Here is a 16,758-nt window from a genome sequence, read left to right as displayed (position 1 = left end):
ACTCCTATGGTTCCAGTTCCGGCACCAACCGGGCCGCGTGGGTTTCAAGCCAGCCTTCCAGCCAGCGGGTATGAACAGCATTGGCCTGAACGGCGAGGTCATCCGCCAAGGCCAGAAATAGCGGTTTGGTGGTTCGCAAGCCGTCGATGCGGGTTTCCGACAGGGCACGGACAAGGCGGGTTATCGCCGCCTCGCGGGTATCGGCGTGGACGACCAGCTTAGCCAGAAGCGAGTCGTAGAACGGCGGCACGGTGTATCCGGCGTAAAGCATCGACTCGAACCGCACGCCGGGTCCGCCGGGCACGCGCAGGGTGCTGACGGTGCCGGGAAAGGGGGCGAAATCGCGCGACGGGTCTTCGGCGTTCAGGCGCACTTCGATGGCATGGCCGCGCACCACGATATCGGACTGGCGCAGGCGCAGGGGTTCGCCCCCGGCAATGCGCAACATCTCGGCCACGAGGTCGATGCCGGTGATCATCTCGGTCACCGGATGTTCCACCTGAATGCGGGTATTCATCTCGATGAAGTAGAAGCGGTCGGCTTCGTCGTCATAAAGGTATTCGATGGTGCCCGCGCCGGAATAGCCAACCGCACGGGTCAGCCGCACGGCGCTGGTGCACAATTCATCGCGGATGCGCTCCGACAGGGCGCGGCTGGGGGCCTCTTCCCAGACCTTCTGACGGCGGCGCTGAAGGCTGCATTCACGCTCATAGCAATGCACGGCATCTCTGCCGTCACCCAGAACCTGCACCTCGATATGACGGGCCTTGGCGATGACCTTTTCCATATACAGCCCGCCGTCGCCAAAGGCGGCCAGCGCCTCGGCGGCGGCTTGCGGAAAGGCGGCTTCAAATTCGGCAAGATCATTGGCGATACGAATGCCCCGGCCCCCGCCACCCGCAGCGGCCTTGATCATCACAGGAAATCCGGTGTCGATCAGAATATGGCGCGCGGCGTCGATATCGGCGACCCGGCCCATCGACCCCGGCACCACCGGAACCCCAGCGGCATGGGCGGCAGAGCGGGCGGCGACCTTGTCGCCCATGGTGCGGATGGCATCCCCTGACGGGCCAACAAAAACCAGCCCCGCCGCCGCACAGGCATCGGCAAAATCGGCGTTCTCGGCCAGAAAGCCGTAACCGGGATGCACGGAGTCGCAGCAGGTATCAGTGGCGGCTTTCAGGATGTTGGTGACGTTCAGATAGCTTTTCTTCGCTGCCGGCGGTCCGATATGCACCGCCTCATCGGCAATCTGAACATGCAAGGACTCGCGGTCGGCATCCGAATAGACCGCCACGGTCGCAATCCCGAGGTCACGCGCTGCGCGGATCACCCGCACCGCAATTTCCCCCCGATTGGCGACCAGAAGCTTCTTCAGCATCAGTCCACCTGCGCCAGAACCGCGCCTGCCATGACGGGTTCTTCGTTTTCGGTTTCAAAGCGGATGTTGCTGCCCGCCACCTCGGATTTCACCTCGTGGAAGGACTTCATCACCTCGATCAGCCCGATCACGTCGCCCACTGCAACGGCATCCCCGTCGGCCTTGAAGGGCGGGTTGTCGGGCGCGGACGAGCGGTAAAAAGTGCCGGGAAGCGGGGAATGGATATGGGTCATGGGAACCTCTCAGGTATAGGGCTGAACCGCCGCTCGCACCGCGCGGGCGATGTCGATGGCGTTGGGGGTGTCAGAGTGAATGCAGATACTGTCGCAACGCACCGGAATGTCTGAACCATCCGTGGCCGTGCCTTTGCCTTCGGTGATCGCCCGCACGCAGCGGGCAGCCATCAACGCCGGGTCTTTGGCATCATGCTCGCGCGTCACGATCAGGCTTCCGTCGGGACGATACTCCAGATCGGCGTAGAATTCCGCCACAAAGCCATGGCCACGGGCGGGGTAGATCTTCTCGTGCAGTGTGCCGGTCATTCCAAGAAGCGGCACCTTGAACACATCGGCTGCGTCGCAGACCGCCTGGGCGATATCTTCCTGCCGCGCGGCCATGCCGTAAAGGCTGCCGTGGGGCTTGATGTGGTTCAACTCAACGCCTTCAGCCTTCAGGAACCCGCAAAGCGCACCGATCTGATAGATCATGCAATTGGCCATTTCTTCTCGGCCCATCTTCATTTCGCGCCGCCCGAAGCCCTGCAGATCGGGCAGGCTGGGATGCGCCCCGACCTTCACCCCATGCGTTTTGGCCAGCCGCACCGTGGCGCGCATGTGGTCGAAATCGCTGGCATGAAAGCCGCAAGCCACATTGGCGATGTGAATGAAGGGCATCAGCCCCGCGTCGTCTCCCATGCGCCAAAGCCCAAAGCTTTCGCCCATGTCACAGTTCACCGTGACAGGCATCGCACCCCCTGCAGTTTTCCGAATATTCTGGAACTTCGCCCGAGTCAGTCTTCATTGCAAATTCGAATTTCTGAGATACGGTATCAATAAAGCAGATATTAGGGTGCCCATGTCGCTGACCATCAGACAGTTGCGCTATTTCATCGCAGCCGCCGAGACCGGGCAGGTTTCCCACGCGGCGATGGAGCTGAACATCTCGCAATCTGCCGTGACTGCGGGCATTCAAAGCCTGGAGGCCGCTTTGGGCGCGCGGCTTCTGGCGCGGGGCGGACAAGGGGTATCGGTCACACCGCAGGGCGCGCGGTTCCTGTCCCGGGCCAAGGCGATCATTGCCGCTGTCGAAGAGGCGACGCGCAGCCCGTTGGGTGAAGAAAAGCAGGTGATGGGACGCTTGCGGTTGGGTCTGACCTATACCGTCGCGGGCTATTTCATGGCTCGCCACTATGCCGCCTTCCGCCGCATCTATCCCGGCATCACGCTGGAACTCTCCGAGCAACCAAGGTCCGCCATCGAAAACGCCATGGTGACCGGAGGGCTGGACCTTGCCGTCATGCTGACCTCGAACCTTGGCAATACCGGCGAACTGGAATCCGAGACCCTGTTCCGCTCGCGGCGGCGGCTTTGGCTGCCCTCGGATCACCGGCTGCTGACCGCCCCCGGGATAAGCCTGCGCGATGTCGCTGACGAGCCCTATGTAATGCTGACGGTGGACGAGGCGAGCCGCACGGCCGGGCGCTACTGGGACCAGTACGGGCTGATCCCCAAAGTGGTGTTTTCGACCTCGTCAGTCGAGGCGGTGCGGTCGATGGTGGCCGCGGGCATGGGGGTGACGATCCTCAGCGACATGGTCTATCGGCCTTGGTCACTTGAGGGCCAGCGGATCGAACAGCGCCAGACCATTGAGGCGATTCCCTCGATGGACGTAGGCCTGACGTGGCCGAACAATCGCCCGCTGTCAGCGCCAGCTCAGGTGTTCCGCGCCTTCCTCTCGGCTGCCTTGGGATCAGCTTGATAAACCCCTGAGCGCGCAGCCTGCGCTCACCACCCACCTTCAATGACAGCGATAGGCAGGGTGCTCTGCCACCTGAGAACTGGACCGTTTGAAGCTGGAGTTTTCGGCTAATCTTCCCTGGCTGGGAGAGGAGCTGAATCGCATGAAGGCATCGAAGTTCACGGAGGCGCAAAAGGCGTTCATACTGAAGCAGGGCGAGGAAGGCACGTCGGTCGCTGAGGTCTGTCGCAAGGCGGGAATCAGCCAGGCCACTTACTTCAAGTGGAAGAAGCGATACGGGGGATTGCTGCCGGACGAGATGCGCCGGTTGAAAGCGCTCGAGGACGAGAACGGCCGGCTGAAGAAGATCGTCGCCGACCTTACGCTGGACCCGGAGATGTTGCAGGACGTCATGCGCCGAACCGAAGGTCCACGAAGTGAAAGCTCTGAAGCCTGGCCGGATGCGCGAGCTGGTTCGCGGGATGTGCATCGATTGGGGCGTGTCGATCCGGGGGGCTTGTGGGGTCCTTCAGTTCGACACCTCCACGTTCCACTACAAGTCCCGGCGCAACGAGTTGGGCCTGCAGCTCCGGAACAAGCACCCCAAACGGCGGGTGAAGGCCAAGCTGCGCGAAGACGGCCAGGAGGCCGCGGAGCCGAACGAGGTCTGGGCTAAGGACTTCGTCCACGACCGGCTCGCCATGGGCAAGAAGTTCCGCATTCTGACCGTCGTGGACATGCATTCGCGGCTCTGACCTGCGGCCGATCCCCGTTTCGCCTACCGCGGCGAGGACGTCGTGCAGACCCTGGAACGCGTCTGTGCAAAGGTCGGCTATCCGAAGACGATACGGGTCGACAACGGCAGCGAGTTCATCTCCCGGGATCTTGATCTCTGGGCCTATGCCAACGCCGTCATGCTGGACTTCTCCCGGCCGGGCAAGCCGACCGATAGAGCCATTGTCCGCCATTGGTCCGAGGAAATGGCGAGGGGCTTCATCAAGGCATTCAATTCGAAGCTCCGGGCAGAATGCCTGAACGCGCACTGGTTCATGAGCCTTGCCGATGCCCGCGAAAAACTGGATGTTTGGCGTAGAGACTACAACGAGGTCAGGCGCCACAGCGCGATCGGATACAACGTCCCGATCGCCTTGCATTATCCCGATGGCGCAGCCAGCCCGTCATCGTGAATGAGCCGGAAAATTCCACCCTCGGGCGGTCCAAGGTCGGGTAGCAGTGCAAGAGCCGGAAAACTCTGCCTTTGGGCGGTCCAGCGTTGGGGATCGGAGAAAAGTCGGGGGCCGGAACAAGCATCAGATGGAGGAGTTATCGGGAGTCACTGTACCGGTATGGTCCTTGTGCCGTCAGGTGAACTGGGTTGCACCAATCGGCCTCCCAAAATGAGCGCAAATCGGGTATAATTCGTGGATAGGAATCAGGGGGGTCCGCATGGGCCAAGTGAACGAGCGCGCAGTTGCGGAGCATTATGGGAACGATCATCTGCGGACGCGGATCTTCGAGGCCATCTCTCAAGCTGGTCTTGATTTGCTGAATCTGGAACCGGTCGATCTGGCACCGATTGACGAATTTCACATGGGTGGGCGCGCCGCGACGGCCGAGATCATTTCGAGCATGGGCCTGTCTCTTAATGACAGGGTTCTTGACATCGGGTGCGGTCTGGGAGGTCTGGTCCGCTATCTTGCCGGTGAGATCGGCTGCCGCGCAACGGGCCTAGACCTTACCCCCGAATATGTGGCCCTTTCGCGCGAGTTCACCGCCCTTACCGCGCTGTCCGACAAGGCGGATTTTGTGCTGGGAAGTGCGCTGGCGCTTCCCTTCGAGGATGAAGCATTTTCCGCCGCTGTTACCTTTCACGCCGGTATGAATATCGCGGACAAGGCGACTAAATACCGCGAAGCGTTCCGCATTTTGCGACCGGGCGGGAAACTGGTGATATATGATGTGTTGAAGGGGCCGGAGCCGGGACTGCGGTTTCCGGTTCCGTGGGCCGATACTCCGGACACGAGCCATCTAGCTGACGCGGACGAAATGCGGCGCATGCTGGCATCGGCTGATTTCACGATTCTGGTCGAGCAGGATCGGACGCCTTTGGTTTTGAAACACCACCGTGCGCGGGTTGCGGAAATGTCGGCCGGAACACCGCCACCGTCTCTCGGGTTGCATTTGCTGCAGGGCAGCACGGCAAAGGCGAAGTCGGAAAACATGATCGCGATGGCCGAGGCCGGTCAGATACAGCTTGGGCTTTTCGTTGCGCGGAAAAGCTGAAGACATTTGCGTGTGAACAGGTGCTGGGGTGGTGTCCAGCAGGTCTGCATGTGCACCGACCCCCACGTCTGCCATCTTGCCGCAGAACACGCCGACGGGAATACCCATGCCACTGTCGCCGATCTTTTCTCTATGCGCAGCGGCGTGACACATGCTGTCGGTCCGGCGACCGTGGCACCGCACACTGTCCGTGGACCAGGGCTCTGGCATAGTCTGCGATGTCGAAGGGCGGATCTTTCCTGCATTGATCGTGCCGAACGCCTACGAGGAACGCGGAGCGGTGAAACAGCGCCCGGGCTAGACCGGCCACCTGCCGGATCTGCCCATCGGGGCGCTGCTGCGCATTTTGTCGAACCACGCTTGCCCTACCGCAGCAGAGCACGAGCAGTATGAAACGCTGCCGGCGGCCGGTGAGCTACTTCAGGCGTGGCCACGATTTGGCGGCTGGTAGACGCAAGTTCTAACGAAAGCCCTGCTCCGTCACTGTGAAATCCCCCCTGCCCGCCTCGCGTATTTTGTGGCGAAGGGGCGCGCAGTCTGACAGAGTCGATCGCAACCGGTGGCATGTCGTGATCGGTCCCGTTTGCCTGTGTCGGTTTCAGACCACCATTTGTTGGGCCCCTCCGGGCTCAGGCGCCATCCCGCTAAACCCATCTTCCACGACGTAACCGTCAGAAGCCCCATATTCCCCCTAGAAAGCTCGAGGAGAGTTCAATGACCTTCACTCCGACACGCCGCTCCAGCATTGCTGTTGGCCTTGCATTTGCCGCCGCTCTTGTGACCGGAGCATCCGCCCCGGCTGCAGCCGATACCCTTGAGAACGTGACCAAAGCAGGCGTTCTTCGCGTCGGCATCTTCGAGGATTTTCCCCCCTTCGCCTCGCTCAACACTAGCATGAAGATCGAAGGTTACGATACCGAAGTGGCCGACAAACTTGCAGCGGCGCTTGGGGTCAAAGCCGAACTGGTCGGCATCACCGGGCAGAACCGCGTGCCGTTCCTGACGGAAGACAAGGTCGATGTGCTGCTGTCGATCGGTTTCAGCGACGAGCGGGCCCAGGTTGTTGATTTCGTCGGACCCTACGCGCCCTATTACATCGTGGTGATGGGCCCGGAAGAGCTGGACGTGAAAGATGCGGCTGGCCTCTCGGGCAAGACCATCGCCGTCAACAAGGGCACGCTTGAGGATACCGAGGTCACCAAGATCGCCCCGGCCGATGCCGACATTCAGCGCTACGCGGATTACAGCGGCGTGATCTCTTCGTTCCTGTCTGGCCAGTCGCAACTGATGGTCGTGGGCAACGATGTGGGCGCGACGATCCTCGCACAGGATCCCGCGATCAAGCCGGTCGAGAAATTCCAGCTTCTGACTTCGCCGTCGGAGATGGCTGTCAAGAAAGGCGAAACCGCGCTCAAGGACGCGCTGGCCAAGGCGTTGGCCGATATGAAGGCGGACGGCAGCCTGAACGACATCGCTGTGAAATGGCTTAAGCAGCCGCTGGCCGCCGACTTCTGATCTCTTTGTGGCCTACGAGTTTGAATTCTCGGCCATCGCGGCCAACGTGGGCCCGCTCCTCAAAGGGGCGGGCCTGACACTTGGGCTGACCGCAATTGCAGCGGTCATCAGCCTGTTTCTCAGCGTCGGTGGCGCTGTCACCCGGCTTTGGGGGGCACGTTGGGCAAGTGCACTGGTCAGCGCCTATGTCGAATTGATTCGCAACACGCCATTCATCGTGCAGCTTTTCTTCATTTTCTTCGGTCTGCCTAGCATCGGCATCAAGCTGACAGCGGTGACGGCCGCCGCGCTGGCCATGACCATCAATCTCACCGCCTACGGCATCGAGATCGTCCGCGCCGGGCTTGAATCCGTCCCGCAAGGGCAGCGCGAAGCCGGGCTTTCGCTGGGCCTGTCGCCGCTGCGGGTGTTCATCCAGATTGTCCTGCCGCAGGCAGTTGCCGTGGTCTATCCGTCGCTGGTCAGCCAGATCGTCATCACGATGCTGGAATCAGCGGTCATTTCCCAGATCGCAGTCATCGACCTGACGCATGTCGCCGATCTGATCCAGTCGCGCAGCTATAGGGCCTTCGAGACGTATTTTGCAGTCGCGGTGATCTACCTTGGCATGGCGCTGGCGCTGCGGTGGCTGCTTGACCACGCGGGATCTCGACTGTTTCGGGGGCAGGCCGCATGATCACGCTGTCTTTGACTGACATCATTTGGTTCCTGCTGCTGGCGGCGCGCTGGACGCTGCTGCTGTCCGCGATTGCCTTTGCCGGTGGTGCGGTCGGCGCGACCCTGCTGTTGCTGCTGCGCTACGGCGCGCAGAAGATCGGCCGCCGCGCGACAACCGTCTACATCCAGTTCTTCCAGGGCACACCGCTGCTGCTTCAGCTGTTCCTGATCTTCTTCGGCCTGCCGATGCTCGGGGTCGAGGTTTCGCCGCTGCTCGCCGCAGGTCTTGCGCTGACGCTTTACGCCAGCGCCTTTCTTGCCGAGATCTGGCGTGGTTGCGTCGATGCGATCCCACGCGGCCAGTGGGACGCAAGCGCCAGCCTAGGCATGGGGTTCGTGCTTCGGATGCGCCTCGTAATCCTGCCGCAGGCGTTGAAGATCGCGGTTCCGCCGACCGTCGGCTTTCTGGTTCAACTGGTGAAAAGCACGGCGCTCGCATCCATTGTCGGGTTTGACGAACTGACCAAATCGGCGCAGATCGTCGCCAATGCGACGTTCCAGCCGCTGCAGGTCTATGGCGTCGCCGCACTGATCTATTTCGCCATCTGCTTTCCTCTAACCTTCGCCTCGCGCCGACTGGAGCGCCACCTTCAGACGCAGTCGCACCGCCCCTCGCGCGCATAGGCATCTGTCGAATGGCTTTCTCGGCGCGCAAGCAACGCAGCAGGTTATTTACAGCGCCGTGCGTCTTGGCGACGGGCCAGGCAGGACGCCGACCGGCTTTCGCAATCAGGCAATCTCCCCGCCAAGCAGCTCCGAGGAGTCTGCTCTTGGTTGAAGATGAGAAATAGGCTCATCAGGCACCTCTGCGCGAAGGAATGAGCGAAGCCGCGAAGACAGCCGCCTGACCGTCAAGATCGCCTGTCACAAGGGTGCGCTCTCTGGCCCCGTCCTGCCGCTGGAGGGTGTTCTGGTCCAGACCGGGTCCGGCCTGTTTCAACTGCGTCTGTTCAGACTGGCCGAGCTGGGCAACCTGCAACTCACCCTGCTCTGGCAGGCGCCAGATGACAGAATGGCCGTGCTGGGCGCGCCGTTGGGCGAAGTTGGTTGGATATGGCCCAAGTCGCCGCGTCCCGATCCGCCGCATTGGAGCAGGCCAAGGCCGTTCTGGTAGCGGCGGGCTACCGTGCCAAGGCGATTCGGAATGTGGAGCAGGCACCATGAAGGAGCTTGGGTTCATCGCATCCGAAATCCCCAAGGTCCGAGGTCTGGAATCGGTCGGCAACGAGGTTTCGATCCGCCGCCTGCAGGCTTTTTGGGCTGTGGCCCATACCGGTTCGATGACGCGGGCGGCGAAGATGATGGGTGTGTCGCAGCCCGGCCTTTCCCAGCAACTCGCCGCGTTCGAGGCTGCCATTGGTGGCCGGCTTTTCGACCGCCGCGCCGGGCATCTGGAACTGACCGAGTTGCGCAGCGCCGTCCTCGGCCGGGCCGAGCAGGTTCTGCGCAGCGTGCAAGAGCTGGAAGATGTCCTGCCCAGCACTCAAGGTGTCGGTCTGCGCCGGTCGCTGCGGATTTCCGGTGCGGGCAGCGTGATGCGCACGCTTTTGCCAAAGGCGATTCAACGGCTGGAGATTCCGCTGGATCAGCTGGATTTCGACCTGCACGAGGGCGCACCCGGAGAGGTGCTGGAGACGCTGTATGCCCGCCGCGCCAACATCGGTCTTGTCGCGGCTGGTTCCTTGCCCGAGGCCGCGATGAGTTTTCGACAGGTGCCGCTTCCCAGCGATCCATATGTGCTGGCGGTACCGTCGCGGCTGGACCTGTCGCGCTGTGCCCGGATCGAGGATCTGTCCGCCTCGGATCACGCCCTGCTCAACACCACGCTGCAATTCGTCTTCGGCTCGCAACACAGCCGCCGTGTTCAGGACTGGTACGATCAGGTCCTGCCCGCCAACCGAGGCCTTGCCCGGTTGCGCAACTTCGAAACCATGATCGAGATGACCCGTGCCGGGTTTGGCGTCTGCCTCGTGCCCGCGCTCAGCTTTGCCGAGGGCGGACTGCGCACCGAGGGGCTCCGGCATTACCACACGGGGCTGGAGGCACGGCGGATAGTTGCGCTTTTTCCTTCGCAATATCAGTCCGTTGCCCCCTATGGTGCAATGATCGCCGCGCTGGTTGCCGCGGGGGCTGACATGGTTTTGCCTGCAACCGAGGCCGCTCCACCTTTCATCGCCTGCTGCCAAATTCCGGCATGACCCGGATCGGGACGTGAAACCCCTTCAAGACCCCACCGGGTCCGGGGGCTTGGACATAGGCTTTGGCTTGGGACCGTCTGGGTTTCAATTCCCTGAGTTGCAAGGACAACGAGACGGCTACATTCGACCGGTCCAGCCGCGAACCGACGGCACTTGACGCATTTGTGAAAACCGCTTACCCAGCGCGTCAGCGACCGGGCCCCTCTGACAGGTATGTTCTTGCCTGTGATGTCGGCGCTGATAGATCGGGGCCTGTTGTCTAGCTGCTACATCCCCCGTTGGACGCAACGCATTGCCAGGGGAATGCCATGGATTTTCTGTTTTACGAAGTGATCAGCAAGCCGCTTTGGCTTTGGTTGATGTTCTTGACCATCGTTGTCGCGCTTATGATCTTTGACCTTGGCGTGCTGCACAAGGAGGATCACGAGATCGGGGTTGCCGAAAGCCTGAAGCTGTCGGCCTTCTATATCCTGATCTCCATTGCGTTTGGCGGGTACATCTGGTGGGCCTGGGCGAACGGCACCCTTGTCACCAGTGACGGGACCAATCCGGTCGCCTCGTACTTCCAAGGCTACATCATCGAGAAGGTCCTCTCGATCGACAATGTCTTCGTGATCTCGCTGATCTTCGGCTACTTCGCGATTCCCCGGAAATATCAGTACCGTGCGCTGGTCTGGGGCATCATCGGCGTGATCGTGCTGCGGGGCATCATGATCGCGATCGGCGCCGAACTGGTGTCGAACTACAAGTGGATGACGCTGGTCTTCGCGGCTTTCCTCGCCTTCACCGGCATCAAGATGCTGTTCACCCAGGAGGGTGAGACGGACGTGTCGAAGAACCCGATGGTCGGGCTGGTGTCGCGGTTCATGAACGTGACCAAGGAACTTCACGGCCAGAAGTTCTTCGTGCGCCAGCCGCATCCGGTGACCAGCAAGATGGTGTTCTTTGCAACGCCGCTGTTCGTGGCGCTGGTTGTGATCAACTTCGCCGATGTGATCTTTGCGGTCGATTCGGTGCCTGCAATCTTTCTGATCACGACCGACACGTTCATTGTCTACACGGCCAACATCATGGCGATCCTCGGCCTCCGCGCGCTTTACTTCGCGCTAGCCGCGTTGGTGCACCGCTTCCACTATCTGAAGTATGCGTTGGCTCTGGTGCTGGTGTTCATCGGTCTGAAGGGCTTTTACAGCTACTTCTTCGGCAAGTTCGACCCCTACCTGTCGCTTGCGATCACCATCGGGATCATCGCCGCGGGCATCTTCTATTCTCTGTGGAAGACCCGGGGCGACGAGGCGGATTCCAGTCGCCCGTCCTGACGATGGCGTAGAAAGTGCCAGGCGGCCGGTCTCGACCGGCCGGCTGGACCGGGCGGCCTTCGCCCCATACAGTCACATGATGTGGGCCGCGGCGGCCCTTTTTGTTCAACAACAAGGAGTGACCCCATGCACAATCGCATCGCCTATCTGCCGCTGAGCACCTACCCCGAAGCGCCACCAGACCCGGCGGTCACTGCGGCAGTTGTCCTTGCGGCAGCGTTGAACTGCGGAGTTCAGGCGTCGCTGTTCGAGGTGGACGTCCCGAAGACCGCCTCGCCGATCAGCGGCTTTCTCATCAACGTCGAGGGTATGGCGCAAGCCGTGGAACAGCGCAGCAAAGCCGAATGCGCGCGCCTGCAAACCCTGATCGCCGGGGCTGCGCCGAAAGCGACGGTCGCCAGTCACAAGGTGATGCTCGGCGGAGCCCTTGATGCTGCCACTACCGAGGCGCGGACCTGTGATCTGGCGCTGCTGCCGTGGTCAGCTGACACGATTTCGGCGCAGGACATGGCGCAATCGCTTGTGTTCGACGCCGGGGTGCCCGTGATCCTTGTCCCGCCGACCGCGACGGCCGCTTCCGTCAACCATATCGCCATCGCCTGGGATGGAAGTCGGGTTGCTGCGCGGGCGCTTTGTGATGCCCTTCCGCTCTTGGCTGAGGGTGGCCACGTGTCCGTGGTGACAGTGGAAGATGAAAAATCTCTGGGCGCCCCAGGTATTGCCGACACCCTGACTGCCGCTCTTCAACGGCGCGGATTTAGGGCAAAGGCAGTCAACATCACGCTTGATGGCCGAACCATCGCGGCGGCCCTGCAAGAGACGGCCCTTTCAGAAGGCGCGCAACTTCTGGCAATGGGTGGCTTCGGACACTCTCGCCTGCGGGATTTCATCCTGGGCGGCGCGACCAAAGGCGTTTTTGCGGAACTGCGCTTGCCGGTCCTGCTTTCGCATTGACCGTTGGGGATGCGAAGCGGGATCAGGGAGCTGCTGAACGCCAGCGGGCACCCCAAACTTTCTCCACTGGACCTGAGGACAGTTCAGCAAGCCACCGCCTTGCCGGTTCGCAATGCGCCAGAGCCGGCAGAAGTCATTCCAGGGAAATAACGGCCAAATAATCGCCAACTAACGCTGAGCCGTGGAACGGACTGACCGCGGCAATCGCTTCGATAACATCTTGGCTGCTAGGTTTTCCAAAGTGTTCAGACATTTGGAACTGAGGTCAGCATTGTATCCTTGCAGCGAGACGGCAAAATTTTGGCAAACAGACCGCCTGTGGTCGACGTCACGGAGCCGCGATTCGAAACCCTTGATAAGCCTTTCCGGCTGCGGCGAGGCAACCGCCCGACAGCATCGGTCGGAAAACGACGTGGTCGCCACATGAGGTTCGTATCACAGGTAGCGGCCAGTCTGATAAGTCCGTGTCTGATGGCCGAGATGGCCCAGGCGCGATGTGCGGACCTTGCGCTGGTACTGGCCGTTGATGCCTCGGGCAGCATTGATGAGGAAGAGTTCGCACTGCAGCAACAGGGGTATGCAAACGCGTTCCGCAATTCAGAGGTTCTTGCGGCAATGTCGGGAGCAGGAACCGTGGATATCGCCGTTGTGTTCTGGGGTGACAGCACAATTCCGGTCCAAATCCTGCCGTGGCAACGGCTGGATCGCGCTGCAGGTGCCGAAGGTCTTGCCCAGACCATCGAGGCGGCACCACGGCAAGTGACCGGCAACACGGCCATTGGAACGGGGCTCTGGGCTGCGCTTGATCTTTTGGAAGATCCCACGCGCTGCGCATACCGCTCACTGATCAATGTCTCTGGTGACGGGATGGAAACACTTGCACCCAGACCGGACAGTGTTTCGCTTATCGTGGCGCGCGCCCGGGCAAAGGCAGCTGACGTGACGATCAACGCACTTGCGATTTCAGACGGTGATCGGCTGGCCGAATGGTTTCGGGACAAGGTTGTTACGGGCCCGGATTCCTTCGTGATCCAGATAAGCTCCCATACCGATTTCGGAGCCGCGATTGCCGAAAAGATAGCGCGCGAGATTGGCGCACCTGCGCTGGCCGCCGTGACGCCCTGATCGGCTCTTGGGTGATAGGGGAACGCAGGCCCTGTCTTTCCGGGAACGGAACCCCGGCTTTTGGACCGAGGCGGTCGGCCTGCGGCCTTTGGTACATTGGGGGCACCGCACCGGACGGGCCGTCAACACCTGGCAACAGCGAAAAAACGCTTTGACTAATTCGTCGAACGTGCCCCAATTGGAACGATTGAAACGTAAGACGGGATTTGCATGGGTGCTGATGGCGTGGAAAAGGTTCGCCTGGAGTTTTTTGGCGGCTTTGGTGTCAAAGCGTCCTTCCTTTCCGACCAGAACCTAATCAATCAAAAGTCCATCGGCCTGCTTGCAATCATTGCAGCCTCGCCAGGACTCTCCGCCAGCCGAGACCGCATTGCCGGCCTGCTTTGGAGCACAAGAGAGAATGAACTTGCGCGGAACAGCCTGCGCCAAACGCTGGCCGTGCTCCGGCGCAACCTTGGTGACCGTGGTGCCGATCTGCTTCACTGTGGACGAACCGCCATCAAGTTGAACGACCTTGCCAGCGAATGCGACGTCGCGGATTTCATCGCCTGTATCCGCGCGGGGCAGCATGATCGGGCCGTCGCGCTTTATACGGGGCCGTTTCTGGACGGCGTGTTCATCCGCGACCCGGCGTTCGAGGATTGGTATGCCGAAGAACGACGGCGGCTGGCCGGCATGTATCTTGAGGCGCTGGAAACCCTTGTTCACGGCGATAGCGGCGCGCGCCGGGTTCACCTTGCCCGGAAGCTTGTGAACAGCGATATCTTGCGGGAAAGTTCGCACAACCTGCTAATCGACGCGCTGGCACAGATGGGTGAACGCGACGAAGCCCTGAGGCAGATTCGCAGTCTGGAAGAGATCTTGCAGCGCGAACTCGGGGTCGGCCTTTCGCCGGAAACGGCTGCAATGAAGCGCGCGCTTCTGCGGGCTCCGGCACGCAGAGTGGGCGCTGCCACATCGCCCAATATCGCGACGCCGGCGTCACCTGTTCTGGCGATCCATCCCTTTGCCTGTCTGTCCGACGATGCGGCCCAGCAGGCCTTTGCCAAGGGGTTGGGAAACAGCATCATTACGACGCTGTCAAAACTTCCCTACCTTCGCGTCATGACATTTGCCACATCCGGGGCAAATCGCGCACGTCCCGAGGATCTGGCCGCACTCGACCGAGCGAATGCGACGGACTACGTGCTCGAAGGGTCGCTAATGTCTCAGGGTGAAAAGACCCGTTTCACGATTCATCTGATCGACAGCAGAACCGACGCCTATGTCTTTTCGCAACGCTACGATTTCAGCCTGACCGAAGTCTTTGCAGCGCAGGATGAGATAACGCTCAAGGTCGCGGTTGCGATCAATGTGGCGTTGCTACAGGGCGATCAGGCGCTTTCAAAAGTCTGTGCGTCCAACAGGTTGGAACCGTGGGAGCATATCCTGCAGGCGTCGACGCTGATTTCCAGCCACGACCGAGCCTGCTCGCCCGCTGCACGTCGCAGCATTGCCGAGGCTATCCGGCTTGACCCTGGCTATTCGGCGGCACACACGCTGATGGGGTGGTGGCACTGGGCACAAGCCTTTTGTGCCTGGACCAATGACCCCAGCGCGTCAGTTGCAGCGGCACTGGACTGCGCAGTCACTGCTAACCGACTGGACCCAACGAATCCGGAACCGCACGTTGTGATGGCGATCGCACACATGCAGGCCCGGGAATTCGAGCGGGCGGAGGAGGCGCTCGGCCATGCCCGACACCTGGGACAGAGCCACGCGATGGTGCATGCCGTTGCGGCGAATGTGGCGATGTTTGCCGGGCGCCCGATCGAAGCGCTTGCCCTGACCCGGCAGGCGATCCGGCTGTGTCCGGTCTATCCGCCGTGGTACGCTGGTGACATGGCGCAAGCGCATCTTCAGCTGGGTCAGCTTGGCCCGGCGATGGAGTGGGCGCAGGCGGCGATAGATCGCAGTGCCGGCTATATCCACGCGCATCTCTTTCGCATCATCGCCTTGTACGAGAAAGGTCTGGCTGACGAGGCGGCCGCCACGGCGCGCACCGTGCTTCATCTGGACCCCGCCTTCGACGCCGCGGCGTGGGCAGAAGCGCAACCGTTTCACGACCGCTCGATAAACCAACGTTTTTTCCGTGCGCTTTCGGCCGCTGGGCTGCCCGATCGTTCCTCGCGTGTCACTCTGCCGGGTCGGTCATAGCAGGTGTGAGCTTTGGCTGTTCGCCCTGCCAAAGCACGGCCATCGACAGCATCAAGAGCAAGCAGCCGAAGAGTTCGCCGATCGCAAGCCTTTCGTGAAGCAGCACCATCGCCAATGCCGCCGCAACCATCGGCTCGATCATCGTGGCGATCAGCCCACTGATCGCCGATCTGCAGCGAGCCATCCCGGCGCAGTAGCAAAAGTATGCCAGCGCGGTAGGACCAAGCCCCAGATAAACCAACAGAAGGAGGAGGTTTGCATCTATTCCGACTGATGCCGCGATTCTGCCCGACGGCAGGAACCAGGGGATGATCGGCAAAAGCAGCAGGCTTGAAAGGGTCAGTCCTGCACCCGCCACCTCCAGCGGTGCTGCGGTCTGTGCCAGTGTCCGTGCCGAAAAGGACATCACGACAAAGGCACCCGATGCGACAATTGGAAGGCAAAGATAGATCACCTCGGTCGGAAGCGCCGTGCCTCGTGCAGTTGCAAAGGAGGACAGCCCCGCAACGGCCAATCCGAGTGCTGCACCTGCCTCGGGCGACAAGGCAGCGCGACCTGACATCAACGCCCAGGCGACCGCGAAAACAGGGGGCAGGCAGACGGTCAGAAAGACAGTGACCGTCACCCCGACTTCGGCAAAGCTGCGAAACAGGCACAATTGGAAAACGATGCTGGACAGCGCGAAGACGAACAACTCCTTGCGTCGCATGTTCAGACCTGTCGGGGCGTTCCGCTGCCGAACCATCCAAGCCAGCGCAAGGAGGATGGGCCCGGCGATGGCGGTGCGTGCAAATCCGTAGAGTTCAGGCGAGATATCAGCTGCGCCCGGGACAAGCTGTGTTGCGACACCCACGGTGGCCCAAAGGATTGCGGCGCAAGTCACCAGCAAGAGTCCGCTCCGCTCTGTCAGACGCATGCCTGTCTCCCGTCAGCTCGTGCCGCGATATGGGGATGCCGCGGCCTTGCTCACCATGCCGCATCAAGCGTGATCAATTCGCTTGCGTGGCCGGACCGGAGCGTGCGGAAGACGTTATTGCAGCGAAACCGTTGTGTTAATCGGGCGCTGAGGCCTGACTAACGCTTTCGGGCCCGGTGCCCACGGGAAGCCGTCGAT

Annotated in this window: 15 protein-coding genes and 1 pseudogene; 12 read left to right on the top strand and 4 right to left on the bottom strand. The window is 61.3% G+C overall.

Annotation, left to right across the window (positions count from 1 at the left end; all coding sequences use genetic code 11):
• Positions 1 to 4: 4 nt before the first annotated feature.
• Genes ACROUL_RS20055 through ACROUL_RS20045 form a run of 3 tightly spaced genes read right to left on the bottom strand, consistent with a single transcriptional unit; the run spans position 5 to position 2,346 of the window.
• Positions 5 to 1,381 (bottom strand): acetyl-CoA carboxylase biotin carboxylase subunit, encoded by a 1,377-nt coding sequence (locus ACROUL_RS20055; RefSeq protein ID WP_431301190.1) that lies wholly within the window; start codon positions 1,379 to 1,381, stop codon positions 5 to 7.
• Complete coding sequence (locus ACROUL_RS20050; protein WP_431301189.1) at positions 1,381 to 1,614, bottom strand: acetyl-CoA carboxylase; 234 nt, start codon at positions 1,612 to 1,614, stop codon at positions 1,381 to 1,383. Before ACROUL_RS20050 ends, ACROUL_RS20055 begins: the two co-directional genes overlap by 1 nt.
• A 9-nt stretch (positions 1,615 to 1,623) precedes the next feature.
• Positions 1,624 to 2,346, bottom strand: coding sequence for a LamB/YcsF family protein (locus ACROUL_RS20045; protein ID WP_431301188.1), 723 nt, complete (start codon positions 2,344 to 2,346; stop codon positions 1,624 to 1,626).
• Between the two features lie 109 nt (positions 2,347 to 2,455).
• On the opposite strand from ACROUL_RS20045, the gene ACROUL_RS20040 reads away from it, so the two are divergent.
• The 12 genes and pseudogenes from ACROUL_RS20040 to ACROUL_RS19985 all read left to right on the top strand — a co-directional run bounded on the left by ACROUL_RS20040 (position 2,456) and on the right by ACROUL_RS19985 (position 15,644).
• Complete coding sequence (locus tag ACROUL_RS20040; protein ID WP_431301187.1) at positions 2,456 to 3,358, top strand: LysR family transcriptional regulator; 903 nt, start codon at positions 2,456 to 2,458, stop codon at positions 3,356 to 3,358.
• A 142-nt stretch (positions 3,359 to 3,500) separates the two neighbouring features.
• A pseudogene (locus tag ACROUL_RS20035) lies at positions 3,501 to 4,524 on the top strand (transposase).
• Positions 4,525 to 4,783: 259 nt separating this feature from the next.
• Positions 4,784 to 5,620, top strand: coding sequence for a class I SAM-dependent methyltransferase (locus ACROUL_RS20030; protein ID WP_431301186.1), 837 nt, complete (start codon positions 4,784 to 4,786; stop codon positions 5,618 to 5,620).
• A gap of 310 nt (positions 5,621 to 5,930) precedes the next feature.
• Positions 5,931 to 6,071, top strand: coding sequence for a hypothetical protein (locus ACROUL_RS20025; protein WP_431301349.1), 141 nt, complete (start codon positions 5,931 to 5,933; stop codon positions 6,069 to 6,071).
• 263 nt (positions 6,072 to 6,334) lie between these two features.
• Positions 6,335 to 7,135: a transporter substrate-binding domain-containing protein gene (locus tag ACROUL_RS20020; protein ID WP_431301185.1), complete on the top strand. Its 801-nt coding sequence runs from the start codon at positions 6,335 to 6,337 to the stop codon at positions 7,133 to 7,135.
• Between the two features lie 7 nt (positions 7,136 to 7,142).
• A complete protein-coding gene (locus ACROUL_RS20015; RefSeq protein WP_431301184.1) occupies positions 7,143 to 7,811 on the top strand; it encodes an amino acid ABC transporter permease in 669 nt (222 codons plus the stop codon).
• Positions 7,808 to 8,476 (top strand): amino acid ABC transporter permease, encoded by a 669-nt coding sequence (locus ACROUL_RS20010; protein ID WP_431301183.1) that lies wholly within the window; start codon positions 7,808 to 7,810, stop codon positions 8,474 to 8,476. Before ACROUL_RS20015 ends, ACROUL_RS20010 begins: the two co-directional genes overlap by 4 nt.
• Before the next feature lie 536 nt (positions 8,477 to 9,012).
• Positions 9,013 to 10,050, top strand: coding sequence for a LysR family transcriptional regulator (locus ACROUL_RS20005; RefSeq protein ID WP_431301182.1), 1,038 nt, complete (start codon positions 9,013 to 9,015; stop codon positions 10,048 to 10,050).
• A 308-nt stretch (positions 10,051 to 10,358) separates the two neighbouring features.
• Positions 10,359 to 11,369, top strand: coding sequence for a TerC family protein (locus tag ACROUL_RS20000; RefSeq protein WP_431301181.1), 1,011 nt, complete (start codon positions 10,359 to 10,361; stop codon positions 11,367 to 11,369).
• Positions 11,370 to 11,495: 126 nt separating this feature from the next.
• Entirely contained in the window at positions 11,496 to 12,323 is an 828-nt protein-coding gene (locus ACROUL_RS19995) for a universal stress protein (RefSeq protein ID WP_431301180.1), read from the top strand.
• 318 nt (positions 12,324 to 12,641) lie between these two features.
• On the top strand, positions 12,642 to 13,448 hold the full coding sequence (locus ACROUL_RS19990; RefSeq protein WP_431301179.1) for a DUF1194 domain-containing protein: 807 nt from the start codon (positions 12,642 to 12,644) through the stop codon (positions 13,446 to 13,448).
• Positions 13,449 to 13,658: 210 nt separating this feature from the next.
• Complete coding sequence (locus tag ACROUL_RS19985) at positions 13,659 to 15,644, top strand: BTAD domain-containing putative transcriptional regulator (RefSeq protein WP_431301178.1); 1,986 nt, start codon at positions 13,659 to 13,661, stop codon at positions 15,642 to 15,644.
• On the opposite strand, the gene ACROUL_RS19980 is transcribed toward ACROUL_RS19985, so the two are convergent.
• Entirely contained in the window at positions 15,622 to 16,560 is a 939-nt protein-coding gene (locus tag ACROUL_RS19980) for a DMT family transporter (protein ID WP_431301177.1), read from the bottom strand. The genes ACROUL_RS19985 and ACROUL_RS19980 overlap by 23 nt on opposite strands.
• Positions 16,561 to 16,758: the final 198 nt, after the last annotated feature.

Origin of the sequence: Tabrizicola sp. BL-A-41-H6 (assembly GCF_050632395.1) — a bacterium.
Taxonomy (GTDB): Bacteria; Pseudomonadota; Alphaproteobacteria; order Rhodobacterales; family Rhodobacteraceae; genus JAUYQR01.
This window is presented reverse-complemented; position numbering and strand designations above follow the sequence as displayed.